Below are 22,155 nucleotides of genomic sequence, written 5' to 3' on the forward strand. Positions count from 1 at the left end.
GGTCACTCTCCAGCCTGCGGCACGCGCCGCGTCTTCCAGGTGTCGCTGGTCATCAGCGTGGTCAGCATCTTGGAGAACGAGCCTTGGTTCTCATCGTAGGTCTGCTCCATCCGCGTCAGCGTGCAGGCATCGCTCAGGTTCTCCGGGCGGCCCATGAAGTAGCGGAAGGCCTGTCGCACGAAGCAGCGCTTCACGTGCCGCGAGGTCGCCAGTCGCTCGCTCAACTCCACCGCGTCACGCACCGTGCCGTTCAGCGCGGGGTCCGGCATCGACGTCAGCGTGGAGCTTCCATCCGGCGTGGTCCAGCCTCCGCTGGGCGAATGGTCGCGCGCGCGCAGGAAGCCCGCGTGGTTGTAGATCTCGAAGGGCAGGCCGAGCGGCTCCATCAGGCGGTGACAGCCCTGGCACTGCGCTCCGGCGGTCGCCTCCCGCAGGCGGCGTCGTGCGTTCTTGTCCGCGGCGTGGGCGCCGACCTGCGCCGCCACCTGCACGCTGCTGAGCGGCGGGACGAAGCCACACAGGAGGTTTTCTCGCACCCACTTGCCGCGGTGGACGATGGAGGGGTCGTCCTCGAAGTTGCCGCCGTGCGCGGCGAGCCACACCGGGTGGGTCAGCACCCCCGCGCGCTCGGAGGCGGGCAGCGTCTTCCAGCGGCCCGCGATGGTCGCCGGGAGGATCTCGCTGACGTTGTAGGGGTGCGAGAGGCCCTTGTGCGAGTCGTAGGCCGCGTTCGCCATGGAGGGCACGTAGAAGGTGCGCGTGGTGAGCAGGTTCGCCAGCACGTCCTTGTCCTCGACGACCACCCGGGCAATCAGGTCGTCGAACTGCTGGATGAAGGTCGGCTCCAGCGGATGGAAGTTGGTGAGCAGGTTCTCGTACGAGACCGCGCTGATGGAGCCGAGCCCCTCGAGCTCGAAGCGCGAGGTCGCCGCCGGGGACTCCTTGAACACCCCGGCCACGTGTCCGTAGTCGAGCCACTCGCGGAAGAAGCCCGCGACGCCGTCACCCAGCCAGTACTGCCCGCGCTTGGAGCGCTGCTCCTCGTTGTAGTCCTGCACCAGGTCGAAGCGCGGTGTCCCGTTCTGGAGGGCGTCGACACCGCCAAAGTGCTTCGCAATCAGGGCGGTGGTCGTCGCATCCTGCGTGAGCGAGCCATCCTTCGCGGCGGTGGCCACGTCCGCCAGGTGCCCCTCGAGGGGCGCGGAGTAGTGGGGCCACACGAAGCTCGGCGTGGCCGAGGGCGCGCGTCCCCCCAAGGCGTAGGCGAGCTGCGAGCCCAGCTCGAGGCTGGTCAGCTCCACGCGCCCCCCTGCTGGCTCGCCGCCCATCTCACGGCGAAACATGGCGCCGGTCATCATCCACGCGGCGTTGGAGATTCTCGTGATGGAGTCCGCGCGGATTTGGGGAGACTTGCTCGGCTCCTGCGCGATGACCTCGGTCGCGAAGGTGGTGAGGCGGGTGAGCTCATCCTCGGTGGGCGGGCGGAAGAAGACGCCGAACTCGAGCATCTGGCCGAGGTGGAAGCGCTTGCAGGTGTCGCTCGGGTTCGCGTCGTTGAACATGCAGCCGAAGCGGTTGTTCGTGAAGACGCGCTCCATCCGGTTGCCGTCCGGGTAGTTCATCGTCCACGGCGAGGCGGCCTCACCGACGACCGGGAGGAAGAGCTCCACCGTGGCCTCGTCCAGGGTCTCGTCCGTGGCCCAGGAGCTGTACTGCTCGATGGCGCTGGGGTCGAGCGGGTTGTCGTAGAAGCTGAACCCGGTCCAGCTGCGCTCCACCGAGCCACCGACGTTGCGGGTGAACTCGCGCCGGTTCATGCGGCGGATGCGCGTCGGTGCATCCGAGCGAACGCCCGCGGTGCAGCTGAAGAGCGCGGACGGATCGAGCAGGTTGGGCTCGGACACCGCGGTCACCGGCGGCCCGCCCGTCTCACTGCAGAGGGGCATCCCCTCTCCCATCCAGGACTCGAGCGCGGAGAGCTCGGCTGCGCTCGCGCGCTCGTGGGGCACGGGCGGCATCGGAGACGTGTCGTCGCGCATGCGGATGAGCGCGCGCTGGGCGTTGTTGACCCGCCCATCCATCGCGGAGCTCACCCGCAGGTCGTGCAGGGTCCGCAGCGGCATCGTCGCGCCCTGGGTCGGCATCGCGCCGTGACAGCTGGAGCAACGAGCGGTGAGCACTGACTGCACCACGCACGCGGCGGCCCGATTCTCCCCGGGCCCCCCATCGGGTCCCCCTGGGGTGTCGGGGCCTCCATCGTGGGTGGTTGGCCCGTTCGCGGTGCCCTTGCACGCAACGAGGCTCAACAGTCCGGCCAGGAGAAGGACGCGGTTCATCCGGCCAGAGTCGCACGGGCTGCCGGGGGGATGGCAAGCAGGCCCTGCCCGGGCGGGGGTCGACATGCACGAAGGCTTCCTCTCGAACGTTCGGGAGGTCGGGGATGTATGTCTGGGTCAGGCCATGCTCACCAGCTTCAGGGACGTCTGGTAAGGCGCAAGCCTGCGTGAAGGAGGAAGGGGGCGAGAATGTCGTGGTGGTGGCCCAGGCGCACGGTGGTGGTCGTTCGACTTGGCGTCGAATGGGACGGAGAACTGGATGTCGGCTCGGGTCCGCTGGGTGGGGCACCCGCTCGCGGATTGCCCGGACATCTCCGCGACGAGCCTCCCTGCTATCGTGGTGTCGTCGTACGTCGACAGCTCCAGCGTCCCCGTCACTTCCTGGCGCACGGGGCTGGGGGCTGTGTCACCCGGACCGCAATAGGGCGTGACCCAGACCTGCCGCACGCTCGCGGAATGCCCCTCGCGCGGTGAAAAGACGGCCCGGTGTCCGTTGGGGCCAGGGGGCTCGGGGAGCTCTGCCCTTCCGGCGAGCGTGAAGGTCGCGGGCGTGCCGCGTGGGAGTTGCTTGTCGATGAAGAGGTTGAAGCAGTACGCCCAGTCGACCCGCGGCCCACCGATATTCCCCTCCGGCGAAGTGCCGCAGAGCTGAAGGTGGTTCACGTTGGGCGGAAGGTCCGCCCTCGAGGAAGTGGCTCGGGTGTACCGGTCGAAGTCGCTGTGGTCCACCCGATGGCCGTCGAAGTCGGACTCGAAGGTGCCTTCGATCCGGAGGGACGATTCGTCGGAGTCGCCACACGCGGCAAGCGACAGCAAAGAGAGGAGACAGAGTCCCGAGGTCAGGGCTCTGACACGGGGCATCGGCGAAGATGACAAGTTCATGGTGACGGTGCGGGTGCATAGCATGGGCACGCCGCACGCCGTCGTGTCTCCCCAGCGGAGGTCAGGCTCCCGAGGGTCAGTCTCGTACTCGAGTACCTTCGACCAGCGAGGTGGCGGAGATCTCCGCCCCCACTTTGTAGGCGATCAACCCAGACGGGCGCTCGAGGGGCCGACAGCTGGGCGGGTTGTTCCCTCCGAGATTGTTCCCCGTGAAGAGGGGACCCTCGTACTTCGGGCCTGGGTGAAAGGCGCGATATCTCGGAGTCCCATCGACAGCGAAGGTGCGCTCGAGGACATAGCGGGACGGAGACGAGAGCACACACCGCGAAGTGGGCTCGAACACCAACGTCAGTGGATGGGTGCACGCGGAATCCGCGAAGAACGCCCTGAGAGAGGAGAGGTCTGAGTCGGGGAAGCACCGCAGTTTCTGGCTCATGTCCTCCCCGAACTTGCAGTCGGTGCCCAGCTGGGTGTCATGCAGCACGGAGGGAATCAGGACCGAGCCATCCAGTTGCAGGCCGCGCACCTCGAGCCGGCCATACGACTCGAGGCGGGCCTCCTTTGCCTCCAAGAAGGTCGACGCGGGAATCTCGACGCCCGGCCCGAAGACGCTCCCGCTCAGGGGGCCGTTCGGACTGGGCCGACAGTTGCCCTCCCCGCCGGAGATGTAGAGCTGGGTGACCGGTTCCCCGACCTCGTAGACGGTGGCGCTCGGGCCGCAGGACTCCTCTGCGGGGACGACCGCGAAGCGCGGGGTCTTCACACAGACGTCCGAGAAGGCGGGCTCGGTGCAGGTGTCGTTCGCCGCGAGGTAGCTCGCGAGGCTCCGCACGGTGGTGTTGCCCATGGGCACGCAGCGAGACTTTCCGTCGCTCGCCTTGACAGGCGTGCACGCGGTGTCCTGGAGCATGTCCTGGAGGTGGGAGAACTGCATCGAGCCATCCTCACCCTCGATGAAATAGGCCGAGATGCGAGGCCCGGTCTGTCTCTGTTTCAGCGTACCCCGGACGTAGGTTCCGGCCGGCACTTCCTCTCCCACTCGGAACGCGACGAGGCCAGGCGAGAGCTGTGTGGCGACGCACTTCGTGCCGTCGTGGAAGTATGCGGACGGGGTCGGGACATGCTCTCCCACGACGTGGATGCTCGAGAAGCCGCCACAAGCGTCCTTCTTCTTCACGAAGAGGGGACCCGAAGGCAGAGGGGAGCGCGCGGCATACATCCCCTCGGTGCAGGCGGCGTCGAAGTAGAAGCCCTGCTCCCTGTTGGGAACCAGCTCCAGGTCCTGGGGCATGCAGGTGAAGGCACCGTCAGGACCGGACGCCTCCCAGACGCAGCCCTTCTTCAACGTGCTGTCGTGCCACGTGTCGCGCGACTCCGTCGGCCAGCTCAGCCCCTCCGCCGTGGTCGTCACGTGCGCCTGGAGTCGTGAGCCTCCCCGGTAGAACTCCTTGGGGTCCACGCTCCCGGTCTCGTTGTCCTCATCGCTCGACGAGGAGCAACCCATGACGAACAGCAGCGCCAACACCCACCCTGAAAAGCGACAACGCATGTTTCTTCCTTCTCGTGACACGAATCATGGTCAGACCTCGCACCACGACTCACCGGCCCCTGCTCCTCGACTGTGACATGGTTGTCGATTCGCCGCGGAGCTGAAACGGAGGCTTCTCCGTGGCGACCCTGGACCGCGTGTGGCGGCGCGTGAGGACTCTCCGCGAAGAAGCGAGGTGATGCTCCGGGGTCGTGGACCTGCCACGAGGGGACAGCCCGAATGAGCGGGGGAGCGCCAGCGGAGTGCGGCGGTGCTCCCTCTTCGTCTCCAAGGGTGAGGCGTGCGCGGGGTGGGACGTCAGGCCATTCCTGGAGTGGAGGGTGCGGTTGGCTGTCGTTCCCGCAGTCGTTGGTAGGCGAGCACCAGGGCGGTCTCGTAGAGGGCCAGTGCGGCCATGGTCATCAGGGTGGTGACGAAGCCGGCAGCGAGGACGAGGGGCGTGGGAAGACCCTGGGTCAGTGTCATGAGGCCATCCCCCACCGTGCTGGCGAGGACCATGGTGACGACCAAGGGGAGCACGACGCCGAGCATTCGCAGGCGATACCCCTGCATGAGTGTGTAGGAGGCTCGGAGCGAGGCGAGTGGTCCCTTGCCGTCCACGGCGACAGCGACGGGCGCAAGGCTCGTGCACAGGGCAAGGTAGAGCCCGGGCAGCACGAAGAGGAGCGAGCCTCCCATGATGACGAGGGCGTTCAGCAGGAACATGAAGAACAGCACGGGGATGCGCGTGAGCACGGACGCCAGGACCCCGGCATCCGAGGGATGGGCTCGAGCTCCCGCGCGGAGCCCCTCGGCGACCTCGCGCATCAGATAGATGGACAAGCCGAGCTGGATGGCGAGCTGCGACGCGGCGGCCATGAACGAGCCCCCGAGGACGGACACGAGGGCCATGCTCCCCACGAAGGTGGCTGCGTATGTCAGGCAGACGCGGACGACGGTCCGCAGGTGTTGGCGGAAGAGCGTGAAGGTGTCCGCGAGGAGTCGCCTGGGCGTCATGGCGGCTGGGTCCTCGCGAAGCCGCCGTACGCACGCCTCGCAGTGGGTGGTTTCAGGGCTGCTGCGACACTCGGAGCAGCTGAAGCTCCCGCAGCGGCTGCAGGTGAAGACGGAGTCGACCTGGGAATGCACGGTGCAGCCCGGCGCGGTTTCAGAGGCAGGGAGGAGGGACGACATGGGACAGCTCGAGGCAAGAGGACACCCGAGCCGCTCGCGCGTCGTCGGGAGCCGCCACGCTAGGGAGCGAAGTCGGTCCTCACGGGGCCGTCACGCGCGCCTCATTCCCTGGGGCCACCGCGCCTATCCGCGAGCGGACAAGGCCCGGGTGGCACCTGTCACCTCGTGGAAAGTCCTCCCCGGTGCGGGCGGGACTTCAGCTCGAGTGCGCACGCCGATGGCAGAGGGGCTGCGTGGCACTGCGTCGTTGGACAGCTCCTGGGAGTGGACGCGGTGGTGTTGCGACGCGCTCGTCAGCAAGTGGGGCTGGAGACTTCTGACACCCCATCATCCGCAACGAAGGTAACAGGAGAGACCAGACCGGGAGAGCGGCGGCGGCGAGGGGCGCCCATGCGCCATTGACGCGCCGGCCCAGGGGGTTCGTCAGCACTCCGCGGTGAATCCACTGCCGATGCTCGTCACCTGGATTCAGCATTGTATGTCTTTCCCGCGACTCAGCCGCGGGTCAGTCAATAGGCGGCATGGGGGCAAACGTCTCTACGCTCCCTGCAATCGAGTCAGCGGCCCGGGCTCGCTTGATGAGTCCAGGTTGCATCAAGGCAAGCTCCTGAATGGGTCGCCCCCCGATGAGCCCGGGTCCATCGACGCCGCCCCTGCCCGCGCAAATCGACAACAAGCGGCGAGCGATGTGTCATGGCGTCTTGCGACATGCGCACACATACCACCGCAGAGGTATGTGCAGGGCCTTTAGTCTGGATTACGAGTCGGGTGCAGACTCAATCTTGAGAGGAGCGACTGTGTCAAACGTGCCCGATGTGCAGATTACGTGCATCACGCTGGGGACCGCTGGGAGCGGTCATGAGTCAATCACTCATGTTGGAGGGGCGTCTTGGAAGTGGCCCGTGGGTGATGTCATCAACGCAATCAACGCCAACACAAAGACCTTCTATACGTTGGTGCGAGGGAACCGAGCTGATGTCCTCGTCGCAGAGGGCGCGACTCGCCCCTACCTGCGAACGTTCGCGGACGGCAAGTGGAACGACAACCTGCTGGCGTTGGGCCAGTGCCCTTGACCGTGTCGACAATGGAGGGGGCCTTGTCTGGCGCCCCTTCCTTGGGTCACGCGGAGACCGCCGTGGCGAGCAGGGTCCTCAGGTGCTGAGGTGAGGGGAGTGTGGCTCAGTCGTCGTCACCGTCACCTGTGTCGCGCCAGGCGTCCCCGGCCGCGGCGGGGGTCGGGACGTTGAAGGTGCACGTCAGCTCGTCGCCACTCGCGTAGCGGTAGACAAAGCGGCCCTCCGCGGAGTCGTCGGAGACCTCATCGAGCGTCAACGTGCCGCTGGCCGGAATGCCCGAGTCATGAGGGAAGCCCGCGATGGCGCCATGCGGGACGGCGTACGACGCCATCCACCTCACCACCGGTGTTCCTTCCTCCGGCGCCAGGCCGACCTCGACGCCGAGGAGCTGCACCGTGAGGGGCCCGCTGCTCCGCTCGAGGCTCATCCCCCGGGTGAGCTCGACGTCCGCGCCGAAGGCCGTGAGGGTGGCCTGTCCTCCCGGAAGGTAGTTGAGCCACAACCAAGTCGGGACGAACCCGAAGCGGTCGCGCCCCAGCCGCGAGGACACGCCGTCGATGGGCCAGGCCACCTGTTCCCCTCGATAGGTGCCACGACATTCCCCCGTCGCCTCCCGGTCAGCCCCACAGGACGTGGTGAGCGGAAGCATGGCGACCCCCGGAACCGCCGTACGACGAAGCCATTCGTTCATGCGCTCATTCTAGAGAGGTCCTCGTCTTTTCTCCCGGGGAGGAAGCCACCGCTCGTGGCGCGGTGCATCTCGTCGCGGTTGCGAGAAGAGCCAGAGGTCAGGTCCACCACGAGGATGCCCTGCCTGCCGAGCGGGGCCCTGCTCGGGAGTCGGCGGTCCGGGGGGAGGGGGCATCTTGAGCCGAGACGGAGGCGGGCATGGCCGGTAAGGTGGGCTCATGTCTCTCGTTTCCCACCTGCGTGTCGTGCTGCACCAGACGCAGGGCCCGGACAATCTCGGCGCCGTGGCGCGCCTGGCCGCCAACTTCGGTGTTGCGGAGCTCGTGCTCTCGGACCCCCAACTCCAGGAGATGGACGGCGCGCGACGCATGGCCGTACACGCGGGCCACGTCCTCGAGTCCGCGCGCATCGTGCCGACCCTGCCCGAGGCGCTCGAGGACGTGGTGCTCGCGGTGGGGACCACCTCTCGACAGAACCTGCGCGGGATGCCGACGCTCTCTCCCGAAGAGGCGGTGGAGATGCTGGCCAGGCACGCCCAGCGCGGGAAGGTCGCGCTGGTCCTCGGAGGTGAGAAGCGGGGCATGTCCGATGAGGACCTGAGCCACTGCCAGCAGGCGCTCGTCATCCCCACGCGGCCCGAGCAGCCCTCGATGAACCTGGCGCAGGCGGCGGCGGTCCTCTTCTATCTCTGTTCGCGCGCGCAGGCGGAAGTGCCAGCGCGAGGCGTGGAGGAGGGCGCGCCCCTTCGACTGGTGCAGGCGCTCCAGGCCCGGATGCGCCAGGTGCTCCTGGACGCGGACTTCCTCAACCGTCAGGGACCGGATGCGGTGCTCTCGGAGATGATCCACTCGCTCACCCGCGCCGCGCTGACGAAGCGGGAGGTGGAGCTGTGGCTCAACGCCTTCAAGCACCTTGGACGCTGCGTCGCCCGCGCGGTGGCGCCCCCGGAGTCGTCGAAGTAGGGCGGGCCTCAGGGACGCGGGCTCGGTCCCAGGCTCGTGTAGACCCGCTCCAGCCACTGGTCCGTCTTGACGTGGCCCTCGCCGAAGCTCCGGAACTTCTCCGGAAGGCCCTCGGCCTTCACCTGCGCCAGCGTCAGGCCCGCGGCCTTCTTGCGCCGCACGAGCGCCGTGGTCTCGCGCAGCATGGCGACGAAGCGCTCCAGCTCCTCACGGCCGCTGAGCGCGCCATGGCCCGGGATGATGCGCGCCCCGGGAGGCAGCGCCGCGAGCAGCGCCTCCGAGTTGCGCACATAGCCCTCCACGTTGCCGCCCGCCTCCAGGTCGATGACGGGGAATCGGTCCGTGAAGAAGAGGTCACCGGTGTGCAAGACGTTGCTGCCCACGAAGAGCACCACGCTGTCGCCGTCGGTGTGGCCCGTGGGCAGGTGCGTCAGGCGCACCTCTTCGCCGTTGAACCAGAGGCTCATGCCCTGCTGGAACGTGACGACGGGACGAGCGTGCTCGGGCGCGGGAGGCAGCGTCTCGCCGCGTCGCGTCCTCGGCTTGGACATGCGCTCGCGCACGGCCGTGTGCGAGACGAGGGTCGCCTCGCGTCCGAACGCCACGTTGCCGCCCGTGTGGTCGCTGTGGACGTGCGTATTGACCACATAGGTCAGTCGCTGCTTCCCGAGCTTCTCGAGGGCCGCGCGCAGCTTGTCGGTCAGCGGCGCGAACTCGGTGTCCACCATGAGCAGGCCATCCGGCCCGACGGAGACGGCGATGTTCCCCCCGGCCCCCTGGAGCAGGTGGATGTTGCCCGCCACGGGCGTCGCGCGCACCTCCACCTGGGAGAAGTCACGTTCCTGGGCGGACACAAGCCCCGGCAGCAGGACCAGCACGGCGGCGACGGCCTTCATGAGACCTCCAGGTGACGGACGAATCGGCGCCACGTCATAGCATCTGCCACGCGCCTTCATTCCCCAGGACGAGACCTCGCCCTGCACCGCTCGGAGGGAAGGCCGCGGAGGTGGTGGCCTGGGCCACACGCCCGCCCCGGCCGTGGGGTGCCTTGCGCCGCGACTGTCGCAACCCCAGGGGCCGCACTGCTAGCTTGGTGCCCGTGCGCGGGTGCGACGGCACGGGCACCAAGAGGCGCCTGACGGTCGACGGGCGCCAGCGCGGAACAGGGGAGGCTGAGCGGATGAAGTCAGCATTCAAGGGTGAGCAGGCGAAGGCAGTCCTGACCCGGTGGCATGAGCACTTCCGCGGCCGCCTGCGAGTCCCCACCGAGAGCCGGACGGTGAAGACCCGCATCGGAGACACGCACGTGTTGGTGGGCGGCCCGGAGACTGGCCCCTCCGTCGTCGTCCTCCACGGCGCGCTCGCGAGCTCCGCACACGTGCTCCACGAGTTGGCGCCGCTGCTGGAGCACTTCCGCGTTCACGCCGTGGACGTCGTCGGCCAGTCGGTGATGAGCGCGGATGTGCGGCCCTCGGTGTCGAACAACGAGTATGGCGAGTGGCTCCGAGACGTCCTCGATGGCCTGTCCCTCCAGCGCCCCCATGTGGTGGGCGTGAGCTGGGGTGGCTTCGTGTCCATCCGGCTCGCGGCCCTCTCGCCCGAGCGCATCGACAGGCTCGCCCTCCTGTTCCCCGCGGGGGTGGTGAATGGCTCGCACTGGGAGGGGCTCACGAAGGTGGCCATCCCGATGATGCTCTACCGGATGTCCCCGTCGGAGCGGCGCCTGCAGGCGTTCGTCCGTCACCTGCTCACGACGACGGATGATGACTGGGCGCCTTTCCTGGGCGACGCCGTCCGCGCATGCAACATGGACATGCGCATCCCCGCGCTCGCGAAGCCGGAGGAACTGTCCGGGTTGAAGGCTCCCACCCTCGTGCTCGCGGGGGATGGGGATGTGAGCTTTCCAGGCGAGAAGCTGCTCGCCCGTGCCCGGACGCTCTTTCCCACGCTCGCCGACCAGGAGCTCATCAAGAACTGTCGCCACTGTCCGCCGACGACGGACGCCTTCCGGCAATGGCTGGCGAAGCGTATCGGCGACTTCCTGCGCGCGGGCTGACGCGCGGCTGGGGCCGCCATCAGCCCCAGTCGAGCGTATCCAGGCCTCGAGGCACCCTGAGGGCGTGGCGACTCAGGGAGGCGTCGTGTTCGCGGCCTTCACCTCTTCGAGGACCTGTGCCAGTGGCGGCAGTCCCCACTTCGCGCGCTCCGCATCCGTCACCGAGGGGTCCACGGCGTACAGCCGCCACTGCCCATTCGCGCGCTCACGCTGCGTGCCGTAGCGCTGGGGCTTGCCTTGCATCATCAGGACCCGGTCCTCGGCGGTGGCCGTCAGCATTCGCGCCAGGCCGTCCTTCGGGTCGAGCTCCACGCTCTTGAGCAGCAGCGTGTGGGCGCGCTGGAAGTCGGTGTCTTCGCCGTGGTGGAGGATGGCGCCCGCGTGGAAGTAGTCCTTGGCGCTCTGGACCTTGCCTGCCTTCAGCAGTTCGTTCACCCGTCCTCGGCGCAGGGCATCCCGAGGCCGGATGGCGGCCCGCTCCAGCTCGCGGCCGGCGCGCTCACCCTCACGGTCCTCCTGGTCCTCCAGGAAGAGGGAGAACAGCTCCGTGTTGGAGTGGGGGGCCATCGTCGCCACGAGGTTGGCCCTCACCCGGGCGACAAACGGCGCCCAGCGCGCATCCGCGCGCAGCGAGGCGAGGTCCGAGTCCCGTCGGATGTGCTGCCAGGAGGTGTACCCCTTGTCCGCGACAGTCCCGAGGGCGCTGAACGCACCGTCCTTGTCACCCGCCAGCGCGTGACAGCAGGCCTGGTTGTAGCTGTCCGACGCGCCCTGTGACGGGTCGACGCGTGCCGCCTCGGCGAAGTGCTGGGCGCACGCCGCGAACTGTTTCGCATTGAAAGCCGCGTCCGCCTGCTGTCGCAGCAGCAGCCCTTGTCCGGCGGGCCCCCGCTTCGACTCCGCGGCGGGCGGCGACGCGGTGAGGCTCCCCACGTGGAAGAAGCCGTGGTAGCCCTTGTCGGACGTCGCGGACACTTCGACGGAAGGCCGCCGTCCCAGGTCTCGTCGCGGCAGGGTTCGCCCCATGCACGGCTGTTGGCCCATGCACACCCAGGCGCTGCCTCCGGTGTAGCTGTTGTTCATCGCCACCACGCGGTGCTTCGCCTGGCTCAAGTGCCAGCCCATGGGCAGGAACTCCGGGTCCCATGGCGCCCCTTTGTTGACCAGGGCATGGAGGTTGCCGGTGAGCACCAGCGTGAGCTCACCGGGGAGCCGCTCCACCGCGGCGCCGATGCGCTTCGCCATCCGCGAATCGCGGCTCTCCGCCACCCCCTTGAGCTCGTCGTCGAAGGCGAAGACGACGAGCTTCGCGCCCGCGCGTCGCAGGTCGCGCAGCTGGGCCAACAACTGGAGCATGGCCTGGCTGCTGCGTCCGTCCTGTATGTCTCGCACCCAGAAGGGACGCAGGAGGAGCTCCTCCTGTGCCCGCGTCGCATCACCCGCCGCGAGGAAGGCGTCCAGCGACACCTGCTCCTCCTCGGGAATCTCGAGCCCCACCCGGACCGTCATCCCCTTCGCCGCGGCGAGGCACGCGACCTGTCCGGTGAAGCGCGGCACCTCCTGCGTGCCGTGCATCTCCCCGAGCAGCACGAGCCCACCGGGCGCGAGCAGTGCCTCCGTTCCAGGGAGCGCCGCGTCGCACGTGAGCGGGGCCGGGGTGGGCTGGGGCGCCACGGCGGCGGTGGAGGCACAGCCCGACAAACCATACATCGACCAGGTGGCAAGACAGACTCCGGCCACGACCCTTCCACGCATGTCGACTCCCAGGGAACGACGAGGGGATACCCACCTTCGCGACGCAATCCCCGGAATTGGAATCACACTTCCGCCGGACTCGGAACCGCGCAGAAGGACAATCCCCTCAACGAACGAGCGCTCAGGCCGCCGGGCTCTGGCTCCTCGCAATCCGAGCCACATGCTCTCTCACGAAGCGCAGGGCCTCGTCGTCCTCGGAGGTGGCGCGCCAGAGCAGCTCCAGCGGCGCACCCTCCACCACGAAGGGGGGCTTCACCGTGCGCAGGGCCGGGCGCAACGCCAGCACATGGCGCGCCACCATCCCCGGCAGCGTGGCCACCAGCGCGCTCCCTTCCACCAGGTCGCCGACTCCGTGGAACGACGGGATGGACACGCGGACCTTGCGCTGGATTCCCAGCACGTCCTCCACCACGCCACGCAGGTCGCCGTTGTACGAGACGATGACGTGCTCGTGCTCCAGATAGCGCTCCAGCGTGAAGCGCTTCCCGGGGCGCGCGTGGCGCGGGTCGAAGAGGCAGACGAAGCCTTCGTGGAAGAGCGGGAGCCTGCGGATGTTCGGCGGCAGCTCGTCCGCCACCGTCATCGCGAGGTCCACGGCGGACGTGCTCAAGAGCGCCCCCACGTTCCGGAACTGCGCGGGCAGCACCACGAGCCGCATCTTCGGCGCCTCGCGCGCGAGGACCTCCAGCAGTCGGGGCAACAGCCAGGACTCGCTCGCGTCGGAGAGCCCCAGGCGCACCGTGCGCTCGCTCGAGCGCGGGTCGAACGTCGCGGGGGCCAGCGCCGCCTCCACCAGCGCCTCCAGGTGGGGACGCGCCGTGGCGAGCAGCCGCCGCCCTCGTGCGCTCAACTCCAGTCCCCGCCCGCTGCGCACGAACAGCGGTGCCCCCACGGCGGAGGTCAGCCGCCGGAGCGCCGCGCTCACCGCCGGCTGGGTGAGGTACAGCCGAGCGGCCGCCGCCGTGACGCTGCCCGTCTCCGCCACGACGACGAAGACTCTCAGCAGGTTCAGGTCGAGCGACTTCTCATAGAGGGCGTTCATGTGAGGGATGCATCCTATTGATTGGATTCAAGAATGGCGATGCATGACATTTCCTGGGCCTCGACGAAACGGGAGATGCACATGGACACGACGAACGCGGTGAAGCTGGGGAGCACGGGACCGGAGGTCTTCCGGCTCGGGTTGGGTTGCATGGGCATGTCCGGGATGTATGGGGCCTCGGATGACGCGGAGAGCGTCCGCACGATTCACGCCGCGATGGAGCGGGGCGTGACGCTGCTCGACACCGGGGACTTCTACGGCATGGGGCACAACGAGCTGCTGGTGGGCCGCGCCATCGCCGGACGCCGTGAGCGCGTCCAGCTCTCCGTCAAGTTCGGTGCGATGCGAGCGCCGGATGGCGGCTGGGGCGGCGTGGACCTGCGCCCCGCGGCCGTGAAGAACTTCGCCGCCTATTCGCTCAAGCGCCTGGGCGTCGACGTCATCGACATCTACCGGCCGGCCCGCTTGGACCCGAATGTCCCCATCGAGGACACCATCGGCGCCATCGCCGACCTGGTGAAGGCCGGCTACGTGCGGCACATCGCCCTGTCGGAGGTCAGCGCGGAGACGGTGCGGCGCGCCCAGCGCATCCACCCCATCGTCGACGTGCAGCTGGAGTACTCGCTCGCCAGCCGAGGCCCGGAGACCCGCCTCTTCCCCGCGCTGCGAGAGCTCGGCGTCGGTGCCACGCTCTACGGGGTCCTCTCGCGAGGGCTCCTCACCGGAAGCAAGCCCTCGGCTTCAGGGGACTTCCGCGCGTGGCTGCCTCGCTTCAGTGGTGCGCACCGCGAGACGAACGAGGCCTCGGTGCAGGCGCTGCACCGCTTCGCCCGGGAGCGAGACCTGTCCCCCGCGCAGCTCGCCATCGCCTGGGTGCTCGCTCGTCAGCCCGGCTTCGTGCCCGTCATCGGCGCTCGCCGCGTCGCGCAGCTCGAGGATGCGCTCACCGCCCTGGCGCGTCCGCTGTCCCAGGAGGACGTCACCGCCCTCGAGTCCCAGGTGGCCTTCTCGGGGGAGCGGTATGGGGCCGAGCAGATGAACATGCTCGACAGCGAGCGCCCTTGACCGGAGCGCCCCAGGGGCTGGCGGGGTGAGCGTCGAGCTCATCCCATGTGGCCATGGAGCGCCCCCTCGTCGGTCTCACGCAGCTCGAGGACCCGCCGGTGGGCGAACAACCCCGCGACAGCATCGGCGTAGAACATGCCCACGGGCGTCAGGCGCGCGATGCGGTCCTCGAAGGTGATGAGCCGATTCTCCATGAGGAGCTCGAAGTGCTCGGGGAAGTCCCAGAACGGGTTCGTTCCGAAGAAGCGCTCGTAGGCGGCACAATCAATCTCGAGTCGAGCCAGGTTCCGGGTCAGGTGGAGCAGCCGCAGGTCCAGGGGCTTGTAGCGGAAGGCGGCGGCGACGGCGCTCCTTCCGCTGCTCACCACCTGGGTGAAGGACTCACTCGTGGCCGCGTTCCGCCACTTGAGGGCGCTCATCTGGCTGTCCAGCTTGAACGTGGAGAGTGCTCCCGGGCCAAAGCCAATCCCATCCCAGGTGGCGGGGTCGAAGCTCGCGACCTCGTAGATGAAACGTCGAGGACTCCTGGCAACGTCCGCGCGCTCGAAGTTCGTGAGCGTGGTCTGGACGAAGCCTCGCGTCAGCAACCGCTCCCGCACGGCCAACCACGTCTCCAGGGCGGGTCCTCCCTCCGGCATGGCCTGGACCAGGTCCTGCTCCTTGGCCCACTCGGAGTCCAGGTCCTCGGTCAGCACCAGGTTGTACATGCAGACCTGGTCGAACCCCAGCTCGATGGCCCGCTCCACGTCCGCCAGGGCGTGTTCGCTGCGCATCCCTGGCAGGTTGAAGAGCAGGTCTCCGGAGACCGTGAAGCCTCGCCGATGGGCGGACTCGATGACCCGGCGGACGTCATCGACGTCGCCAAAGGCATCGCGACCCATGCGACGCAGCCAGTCCGGGTCGAACGTCTGGATGCCCATGCTGATGCGCCGGTGCCGGATGCGCGTGTCGGCCAGGACATCGAGCAGGGCCTCCTGGCGAAGCAGGAAGTACTTGGGGACTCCCTCGAGGGAGAGCTCCGCGCCGTTCAGGTCGAAGGCCGCCTCGAGGCGCTCCAGCACGAGCTTCAACTCCGAGGGCGGCGTCAGGTTGGCGGTTCCTCCGCCCAGATAGACGGCGTCGACGGTGCGCTTCCCCAGCTCCGGCACCCTGTCGAGCGTGCGCTCGATTTCGCGGGCGACCTGGGCGACGACGCGCCGCATCGGCTCGTTGGCGAAGGACTCGTGCGGAAAGGTACAGAAGCCGCACCCCCTCACCTTGGGATTGCAGAACGTGTGAGGCAGCACTCCGACGATGAGCGGACGGGAGTGGTCGAACCCGAACATCTGGATGGGGTCGATGCCCCCGAGCCGCGGTTTCAGCAAGGGGGCCATGGGGTAGCCCTCCAGCAAGCGATGGCGCTGGGGACGGGACATCCGCCGCTCCAGCTCGCGGTGAAGCACACCCTGGGACTCCTGGGCACGAGGCTCCGAGTGCACGTGGCACCTCCTGGATGATGCTGCTGATTGGATTGACTTACAGAGTAAGTTTATGGCGTAAGTCTGTCAAGGGAGGCGGATGAAGAAGACCGGCAAGCGCGAAGCACTTTCGAGGACACGCATCCTCCAGACAGCCCTCGCCCTCGTGGACCGCGAAGGACTGGAGTCGGTGTCGATGCGGCGGGTGGGGGAGGAGCTGGGGGTGGAGGCGATGTCGCTCTACAACCATGTGGCCAACAAGGCGGCCATCCTCGACGGCATCTTCGAGGCGGTCCTCGCCGAGCTGCCGCCCCTGGAGCCCGCCTCCACCTGGCAGGGGACGCTGCGAGAGCGGGCGCACGCCCTGCGCTCCACGCTCCGCGCGCATCCGAATGTGCTGCCGCTCTTCTCCACGCGCCCCGCGGTGACGCCCGCCTCCATCATCCATGTCGAGCAGGCGCTCGGGTTCTTGATGGAGGCGGGGTTCTCCCTCCGGGATGCGGTGAGCTCGTTCCAGGTCGTCTTCTCGTTCGTGGTCGGACACTCAGTGACCAGCTACCTGCCGACCCGGCCGGACGAAGACTCGTCCCCCGCATATGAGCGCCTGAGCGAAGCGGACTTCCCTCGGATGCGCGCGCTGGCGCGGCTGGAGGGGCGCCGCGATGTCGAAGAGGAGTTCCAGTTCGGACTGGAGACGATGTTCGTCGGGCTCACCGCGAGCCTCTCGCCGAAGCGAGGCAAGCCGCGAAGCCCCGCTCCGTGATGGAACGATGATGGAACCCGGAGCCGCGGGTGCGTCGCGAGGCCCGGGGTGTCTGGATGATGGCCACCTCTCGAAGCTCCGAGGTGGTCTTCATGAACACAGTCATTGCCCGGCTGTCGTGCGGGCTCCTGGTGTTGCTGGCCTCACAGGCACTCGCTCAGAGCAGCACCCTCCTGGGCACCGTCATCGATGTCCAGAGCCGCCAGCCCGTCGCTGATGTGGTGGTCACCGTGACGTCCCCCACTCTCCAGGGGGAGAAGAGCGCCGTCACCGATGCACGGGGCGAGTACCGCATCCCCCAGCTTCCTCCGGGGGTGTATGTGCTTCGGTTCGAGAAGGAGTCGTACAAGCCCTACGCGCGCTCCGACGTGCAACTGCGGCTCAACCGCACCATCCGCGTCAACGTCGAGTTGCTCCCTGAATCGCTGAGCGAGGTGGTGGAGATTGTCGGCGCTCCTGCTCGAATCGGTGTGGGGTCTACGACCACGGGCGTCAATGCAGACCAGGAGTTCATCAGGCGGGGACCGAGCGCTCCGCCCCGTTCCTCCTTCGAGGCGCTGACCCGACTGGCGCCGGGCGGCCAGTCCGATTCGTCCGGTGTGGCCATCGCGGCGGAGAGCATCGTGTCGGTCGCGCCATCCCAGTACAACCTCTCCCCCGCCATGCCTGGCATGTCGATGACGCTGCGGCTGCACCCGCTCCCCGCGCAGCAGGAGCCCCGTCCGCCTCCGCGCCGCGAGCCGATGACCCGCGAGCGCTTCTCCGCGATGTACTTCAAGGGGTACGGGGTGAACCCCACGGTGAACCCGAAGGACGAGCGCTTCTCCACGTTCTCGGTGGATACGGATACGGCCTCATACTCGCTCACGCGCGGCTATCTGAATCGCCAGGTCATGCCCGATGAGCGCGCCGTGCGCGTGGAGGAGTTCGTCAACACCTTCGACTATGGCTATGCCGACTCGAAGGACGCGCCCTTCGGCATCCATGTGGAGGGCTTTCCCTCTCCCGTGCGCAAGGGCTTCCAGGTGCTGCGCATCGGCGTGAAGGCGCGCGAGGTGCCCGCGGCCCAGCGCAAGTCCAGTCACCTGGTCTTCGTCATCGACGTGTCTGGCTCGATGGAGGCGGAGAACCGCTTGGGGCTGGTGAAGCAGGCCCTGCGCCTGCTGGTGATGGAGCTGGACGAGCGGGACCGGGTGTCGCTCGTCGTGTATGGCTCGGAGGCCCGGCAGGTGCTGCCGCCCACGAGTGCGCTCGAGAAGGGCCGGCTGTTGAGCGCCATCGATGGACTCCGCACGGAGGGCTCGACCAATGCCGAGGCGGGGCTGTCGCTGGGATATCGCATCGCCGTCGAGCACCTGCGCGACGGGGGCATCAACCGCGTCATCCTCTGCTCGGATGGAGTGGCGAACGTGGGGGTCTCCGACGCGGATGGCATCTGGGCCCAGGTGAAGTCCCTCGCGGCCCGAGGCATCACCTTGTCCACGGTGGGCTTCGGCATGGGCAACTACAATGACGTCCTGATGGAGCGGCTGTCCCATGTGGGCGAGGGGAACTACGCCTATGTGGACGACTTGAAGGAGGCCCACCGCGTCTTCGTGCGCGACCTCACGGGGACGCTCCAGGTGGTGGCCAAGGACGTGAAGCTCCAGGTGGAGTTCGACCCGGAAGCGGTCGAGCTGTACCGGCTGCTCGGCTACGAGAACCGCGCGCTGACGGCGGAGCAGTTCCGTGATGACCAGGTGGACGCGGGCGAGGTGGGGGCGGGCCACTCCGTGACGGCGCTCTACGAAGTGAAGCCGCGAGAAGACGCTCGGACGCTGGGCACGCTGCGCATCCGCTACAAGGCGCCGGAGGGGGGCGCCTCGAAGGAGCTGGCGACACCGATGTCCGCGGCCTCGCTGCGTCCGAGCTTCGCCCAGGCCCGGGAGTCCACGCGACTGGCCTATGTGGCCTCCGCCTTCGCGGAGAAGCTTCGAGGCTCGTACTGGACGCGGCCTCTGACCTACGACGTCCTGCTCGAGTTGTGGGGCGGCGTGGGCTTGGAGTTGAGGCAGCGTGCGGACGTGAGCGAGCTGGGCGAGCTCATCCGCAAGGCCAGCGGCCTGGACCGTCGCGTGGACCCGTTCGAGGACTTTGCTCCCGTGAAGAGCATGGACTTCGACCGGGCACCCTCGGGGGCCTGAGCGGTCTCGCCACGGGGCCCCAGGGCTCCCGACGCGAATCCTCGATGGCGAGCCTCAACCGAGGGTCGTGATTCGCGATCAGGTTGAGGGCAGGCAGGCGCGAGGGGTGCGGGAAGAGAGAGCAGGGGCACCTCTCGTTCGGCTCTGTGTGCGCAGAAGACCTGAGAGCGAGAAGGCCCTGCCCGAGGGCAAAGGTAGGCAGTGGTTGAAGAGAAAGCAGCGGCAAGCGCTGCTTCGGTGGGCAGTCCGGAGTGGCTGCCCGCTCACCTACCGCCGATGCATGGCGGTGGCGGCGGTGGGACGAGGTGCCTCGTGCCACGCCGTCGCCCGGGCCATGGAGTGCGCGACCTCGGCGGTGGTGAGTGCGGTGCGTCGCTACCAGGAGGGAGAGCGACAGGCCCTTCGGGACAGGCGAGAGAGCAACGGGCGACGCAAGGTAGACAACCGGTTCCGCGAGCGGCTGGTGCGAGTCCTGGAGGGGACGCCCGAGGATTGGGGCTGGTGTCGTCCGACGTGGACGAGGGAGTTGCTGTGTCAGGAGCTGGCGCGCCGAGGACTGGTGCGCGTGTCGGTGGCCACCATGGGGCGCACCCTCGCCTCGCTCGGCGCGCGGCTCAAGGCGGCCAAGCCCATCGTCGAGTGTCCCTGGCCCGGGTGGAGGCGACGCCGGCGGCTCCACGAGTTGAAGTGGCTCGAGGTGTACGGCCCATCCAGGGAGCCCGTTCTCCACGTGGACGAAGTCGACATTCCATCTCCATCCCAAGGTGGGACGTGACGAGTGCCTGCCTGGGCACAGGCGAGTGGTGGTGGCCCCCGGCAACAACCAGAAGCGCTGCCTGGCTGGAGCTCTCAATGTCCGCACGGGAAGACTGACGTGGGTGGAGGGAAGGAGCAAATCCAGCGCCCTCTTCATTGAGCTTCTCTGGCGCCTGGCGGGTGCCTATCGACGCGCTCGCCGCATCCACCTCGTCCTCGACAACGCCGCCGTCCACTCCAGCAGGAAGACGCGCAAGGTGCTCGCGCAGCTCGGCAGGCGATTCGTCCTGCACTTCCTGCCGCCGTACTGCCCTCAGGGCAATCGCATCGAGCAGGTGTGGCTCGACCTGCACGCCAACGTCACCCTCAATCATTGCTGCCGCACCAGGGACCGGCTCATGGCTCGGGTGCATGCCTGCCTCGCCGCTCGCTCCGCCGAGTGTTCCTCCAGTCCATCCGTGCGCCGCGCCGACCTCAGGCTCAGCCTGAGGCCGGACGAGATTCACGATCCTTGGCTTAGGGGCTGCCCCGCGCGCTCTGCTCATGCACGCGGGCCTGCTCCTCGTGGTTCAGCGTGCGATGGGCCTGGGCCAGCGCCCGGTGTGCGCGAGGGGTGTCCGCGACGCGCTTCAGGGCTTCCTCGAGTGAGGGCAGCGCCTCGGCCGCGCGGCCGAGCTCGACGAGGACCTCGCCCAGCTCCAGCCTCGTGTCGCCCGAAGTAGGGGTCAGGTGTGCCGCCACCTGGAAGGACGCGAGCGCCGCCTCCTTCTCACCCAGCCGTCTGTGCGCGAGGCCCAGGATGAAGTGGAACCCGGAGGCATCTGGATGCGCGCGCACCGCCGTCATCATGAGCTCCCGTGCCTGGGCCGGCCGGCCCGCCTCCACATACGCTCGCGCGAGCTGACTCGCGGCGTTCAGGTGCTCGGGATGGAGCATGCGCGCACGCTCCAGGGCGAGGATGGCCTCCTCCACCTCGCCCGCACGCAGCAGGGCCTCACCCAACTGGACGAGTGGCGTCACCGCTCCAGGCGAGGACTCCACCGCGTTCACCCACAGGGTCACGTCGCTCTGCCACGTCTCCATCTGAGCCTCCGTCCGCGCGGTGGCCCCCAGGAACACGACCAGCCCGAGCGTCCACGCGACCGCGGGGCGCGCAAGCTTCGTCAGCGGGCCCCAGGCGCAAGCCGCGAGCAGACAGAATCCCGCGGAGGGCAAGTACAGGTATCGCTCCGCCACCGCGCTCTCGCTCAGCGCGCGGAGGTGGAGGGCGGGCAGGAGGGGCAGTGTCAGCCACGCGAGGCCCAGCCACGCGGCTGGTGCTCGCCGGCGGAGCAGGACGAGCCCGGCGCCCATTCCAATTGCCACCGCGACTCCCGCGAGCACCCGACCGGCGAGCACCGAGGTCGCTGGCTCGAACGGATGGAAGACGCTCAGCACGGCGGGCCACGAGAGGAGGCTCACGTGGTGGGCCAGCAGGGGGAAGACATTGAGGAAGGCGATGTCACGCGGGACCGTGTCCCAGCCACTGTTCACGCTGGCCCAGCCCACCGCGTTGAGCCGGAGCACGGCGTAGAGCAGCACCGCCGCGCCGAGCGGCCCGAAGCGCAAGGCCCGCTCCCGCCACACGCTCGCGTGTGCCGAGCCCGTCGCCATCAACTCCCACGCGGCCAGCATGGGCAGGAGCATCACCGCCGGCTCCTTGAAGAGTGCCGCTACCAGCCACAGCGCCGCCCCCGCCATGGCACGGAGCGGTGTCAGGGGGCGCGTGGTGAGCAGCCACAGCATGCCAAGTCCCGCCGTTGCCGCGGACATGTCCATGAGCGCGCTCACCCACGCCACAGCCTCCACGTGGACAGGGTGGACGGCGAAGAGCAGCCCCGCGGCGAGCGCCGTGGCCACCGAGCCCGCGCTCATGCGCCGAGCCAGCGCCCACACCGTCAGCGACGCCGTGGCGTGCAGCAGGACAGGGGCCAGGTGGTAGGCCCACGTCGCCATGCCCGCGACGCCGTGGATGACCATCAGGAGGACATGCACGAGGGGCCGGTAGAAGGCCTGGCTTCCCTCGGCGTTCGGGACGAAGCCGAAGAGCTGCTGCGTGAAGATGTCCCCCAGCCACGCGGGAGAGCGAATCCAGGGGTTGGCCTCCACGAGTGGGAAGTCGTCATAGACGAAGCCCAGCCCCAGCGCCGGGGCGTACACGGTGAGCGCCGCCAACACGACGAGCGTGGCCTGGATGCTGGGGCGGAGCGGGGGCGCCTCGGGCTCCACGTCTCCTCCAGTCGAGGTGCCTCCAGGCGGAGTCAGGGGGGCGGAGGGGGACGGGCTGGATGGGGAGGGTGAGGACATGGCGCGGTGCGAGCATGCCGTGGGATGGCGCCCGAGACCATCCCGCTGGCCAACCCAGCGAACG

At 68.4% G+C, this 22,155-nt stretch carries 17 protein-coding genes and 1 pseudogene; 8 read left to right on the forward strand and 10 right to left on the reverse strand.

What is annotated here, in order from left to right; translation table 11 throughout:
• Positions 1-2: 2 nt before the first annotated feature.
• The 4 genes from MYSTI_RS12000 to MYSTI_RS12015 all read right to left on the reverse strand — a co-directional run bounded on the left by MYSTI_RS12000 (position 3) and on the right by MYSTI_RS12015 (position 5,763).
• Positions 3-2,336 carry a DUF1588 domain-containing protein gene (locus MYSTI_RS12000; RefSeq protein WP_015348016.1) on the reverse strand — a complete coding sequence of 778 codons (2,334 nt, stop codon included), beginning with the start codon at positions 2,334-2,336 and terminating at the stop codon, positions 3-5.
• Positions 2,337-2,453: 117 nt separating this feature from the next.
• Positions 2,454-3,152, reverse strand: a complete 699-nt coding sequence (locus MYSTI_RS12005) for a hypothetical protein (RefSeq protein ID WP_144370057.1) — start codon at positions 3,150-3,152, stop codon at positions 2,454-2,456.
• Positions 3,153-3,294: 142 nt separating this feature from the next.
• Complete coding sequence (locus tag MYSTI_RS12010; protein WP_015348018.1) at positions 3,295-4,767, reverse strand: DUF7481 family protein; 1,473 nt, start codon at positions 4,765-4,767, stop codon at positions 3,295-3,297.
• A gap of 297 nt (positions 4,768-5,064) precedes the next feature.
• On the reverse strand, positions 5,065-5,763 hold the full coding sequence (locus tag MYSTI_RS12015; protein ID WP_015348019.1) for a DUF7847 domain-containing protein: 699 nt from the start codon (positions 5,761-5,763) through the stop codon (positions 5,065-5,067).
• Positions 5,764-6,674: 911 nt separating this feature from the next.
• Between MYSTI_RS12015 and MYSTI_RS12020 the strand changes: the two genes are divergently transcribed.
• On the forward strand, positions 6,675-7,013 hold the full coding sequence (locus tag MYSTI_RS12020; protein WP_144370058.1) for a DUF3892 domain-containing protein: 339 nt from the start codon (positions 6,675-6,677) through the stop codon (positions 7,011-7,013).
• A 106-nt stretch (positions 7,014-7,119) separates the two neighbouring features.
• On the opposite strand, the gene MYSTI_RS12025 is transcribed toward MYSTI_RS12020, so the two are convergent.
• Positions 7,120-7,707, reverse strand: coding sequence for a hypothetical protein (locus tag MYSTI_RS12025; protein ID WP_044279533.1), 588 nt, complete (start codon positions 7,705-7,707; stop codon positions 7,120-7,122).
• A gap of 217 nt (positions 7,708-7,924) precedes the next feature.
• On the opposite strand from MYSTI_RS12025, the gene MYSTI_RS12030 reads away from it, so the two are divergent.
• Positions 7,925-8,668, forward strand: coding sequence for an RNA methyltransferase (locus tag MYSTI_RS12030; protein ID WP_015348022.1), 744 nt, complete (start codon positions 7,925-7,927; stop codon positions 8,666-8,668).
• An 8-nt stretch (positions 8,669-8,676) separates the two neighbouring features.
• Here the strand turns inward: MYSTI_RS12030 and MYSTI_RS12035 are convergent, their stop codons facing one another.
• The gene (locus tag MYSTI_RS12035) at positions 8,677-9,564 is read right to left on the reverse strand and encodes an MBL fold metallo-hydrolase (protein WP_015348023.1); all 888 of its coding nucleotides are present in this window, start codon (positions 9,562-9,564) and stop codon (positions 8,677-8,679) included.
• Between the two features lie 284 nt (positions 9,565-9,848).
• On the opposite strand from MYSTI_RS12035, the gene MYSTI_RS12040 reads away from it, so the two are divergent.
• Positions 9,849-10,724 carry an alpha/beta fold hydrolase gene (locus MYSTI_RS12040; protein WP_015348024.1) on the forward strand — a complete coding sequence of 292 codons (876 nt, stop codon included), beginning with the start codon at positions 9,849-9,851 and terminating at the stop codon, positions 10,722-10,724.
• A gap of 72 nt (positions 10,725-10,796) precedes the next feature.
• Here MYSTI_RS12040 and MYSTI_RS40680 read toward each other — a convergent pair whose 3' ends face one another.
• Both MYSTI_RS40680 and MYSTI_RS12050 read right to left on the reverse strand, forming a co-directional pair.
• On the reverse strand, positions 10,797-12,479 hold the full coding sequence (locus MYSTI_RS40680) for a TPR end-of-group domain-containing protein (RefSeq protein WP_015348025.1): 1,683 nt from the start codon (positions 12,477-12,479) through the stop codon (positions 10,797-10,799).
• A gap of 121 nt (positions 12,480-12,600) precedes the next feature.
• Positions 12,601-13,521 carry a LysR family transcriptional regulator gene (locus MYSTI_RS12050; RefSeq protein ID WP_015348026.1) on the reverse strand — a complete coding sequence of 307 codons (921 nt, stop codon included), beginning with the start codon at positions 13,519-13,521 and terminating at the stop codon, positions 12,601-12,603.
• Positions 13,522-13,596: 75 nt separating this feature from the next.
• On the opposite strand from MYSTI_RS12050, the gene MYSTI_RS12055 reads away from it, so the two are divergent.
• Positions 13,597-14,586, forward strand: a complete 990-nt coding sequence (locus MYSTI_RS12055) for an aldo/keto reductase (protein WP_420811520.1) — start codon at positions 13,597-13,599, stop codon at positions 14,584-14,586.
• Between the two features lie 38 nt (positions 14,587-14,624).
• Here MYSTI_RS12055 and MYSTI_RS12060 read toward each other — a convergent pair whose 3' ends face one another.
• Complete coding sequence (locus tag MYSTI_RS12060; protein ID WP_015348028.1) at positions 14,625-16,064, reverse strand: radical SAM protein; 1,440 nt, start codon at positions 16,062-16,064, stop codon at positions 14,625-14,627.
• A 79-nt stretch (positions 16,065-16,143) separates the two neighbouring features.
• On the opposite strand from MYSTI_RS12060, the gene MYSTI_RS12065 reads away from it, so the two are divergent.
• From MYSTI_RS12065 to MYSTI_RS44575, 4 genes and pseudogenes are all read left to right on the forward strand, one after another.
• Positions 16,144-16,806, forward strand: coding sequence for a TetR/AcrR family transcriptional regulator C-terminal domain-containing protein (locus MYSTI_RS12065; RefSeq protein ID WP_015348029.1), 663 nt, complete (start codon positions 16,144-16,146; stop codon positions 16,804-16,806).
• A gap of 92 nt (positions 16,807-16,898) precedes the next feature.
• Positions 16,899-18,989 (forward strand): YfbK domain-containing protein, encoded by a 2,091-nt coding sequence (locus tag MYSTI_RS12070; protein ID WP_015348030.1) that lies wholly within the window; start codon positions 16,899-16,901, stop codon positions 18,987-18,989.
• Between the two features lie 205 nt (positions 18,990-19,194).
• Positions 19,195-19,764, forward strand: a complete 570-nt coding sequence (locus MYSTI_RS44570; RefSeq protein WP_233278245.1) for a helix-turn-helix domain-containing protein — start codon at positions 19,195-19,197, stop codon at positions 19,762-19,764.
• A 25-nt stretch (positions 19,765-19,789) separates the two neighbouring features.
• A pseudogene (locus MYSTI_RS44575) lies at positions 19,790-20,116 on the forward strand (transposase); the annotation flags it as partial.
• 145 nt (positions 20,117-20,261) lie between these two features.
• On the opposite strand, the gene MYSTI_RS12080 reads toward MYSTI_RS44575, so the two are convergent.
• Positions 20,262-22,013 carry a tetratricopeptide repeat protein gene (locus MYSTI_RS12080; protein WP_015348032.1) on the reverse strand — a complete coding sequence of 584 codons (1,752 nt, stop codon included), beginning with the start codon at positions 22,011-22,013 and terminating at the stop codon, positions 20,262-20,264.
• Between the last annotated feature and the right edge of the window lie 142 nt (positions 22,014-22,155).

The organism is Myxococcus stipitatus DSM 14675 (assembly GCF_000331735.1).
In the GTDB taxonomy this organism is placed as follows: domain Bacteria; phylum Myxococcota; class Myxococcia; order Myxococcales; family Myxococcaceae; genus Myxococcus; species Myxococcus stipitatus.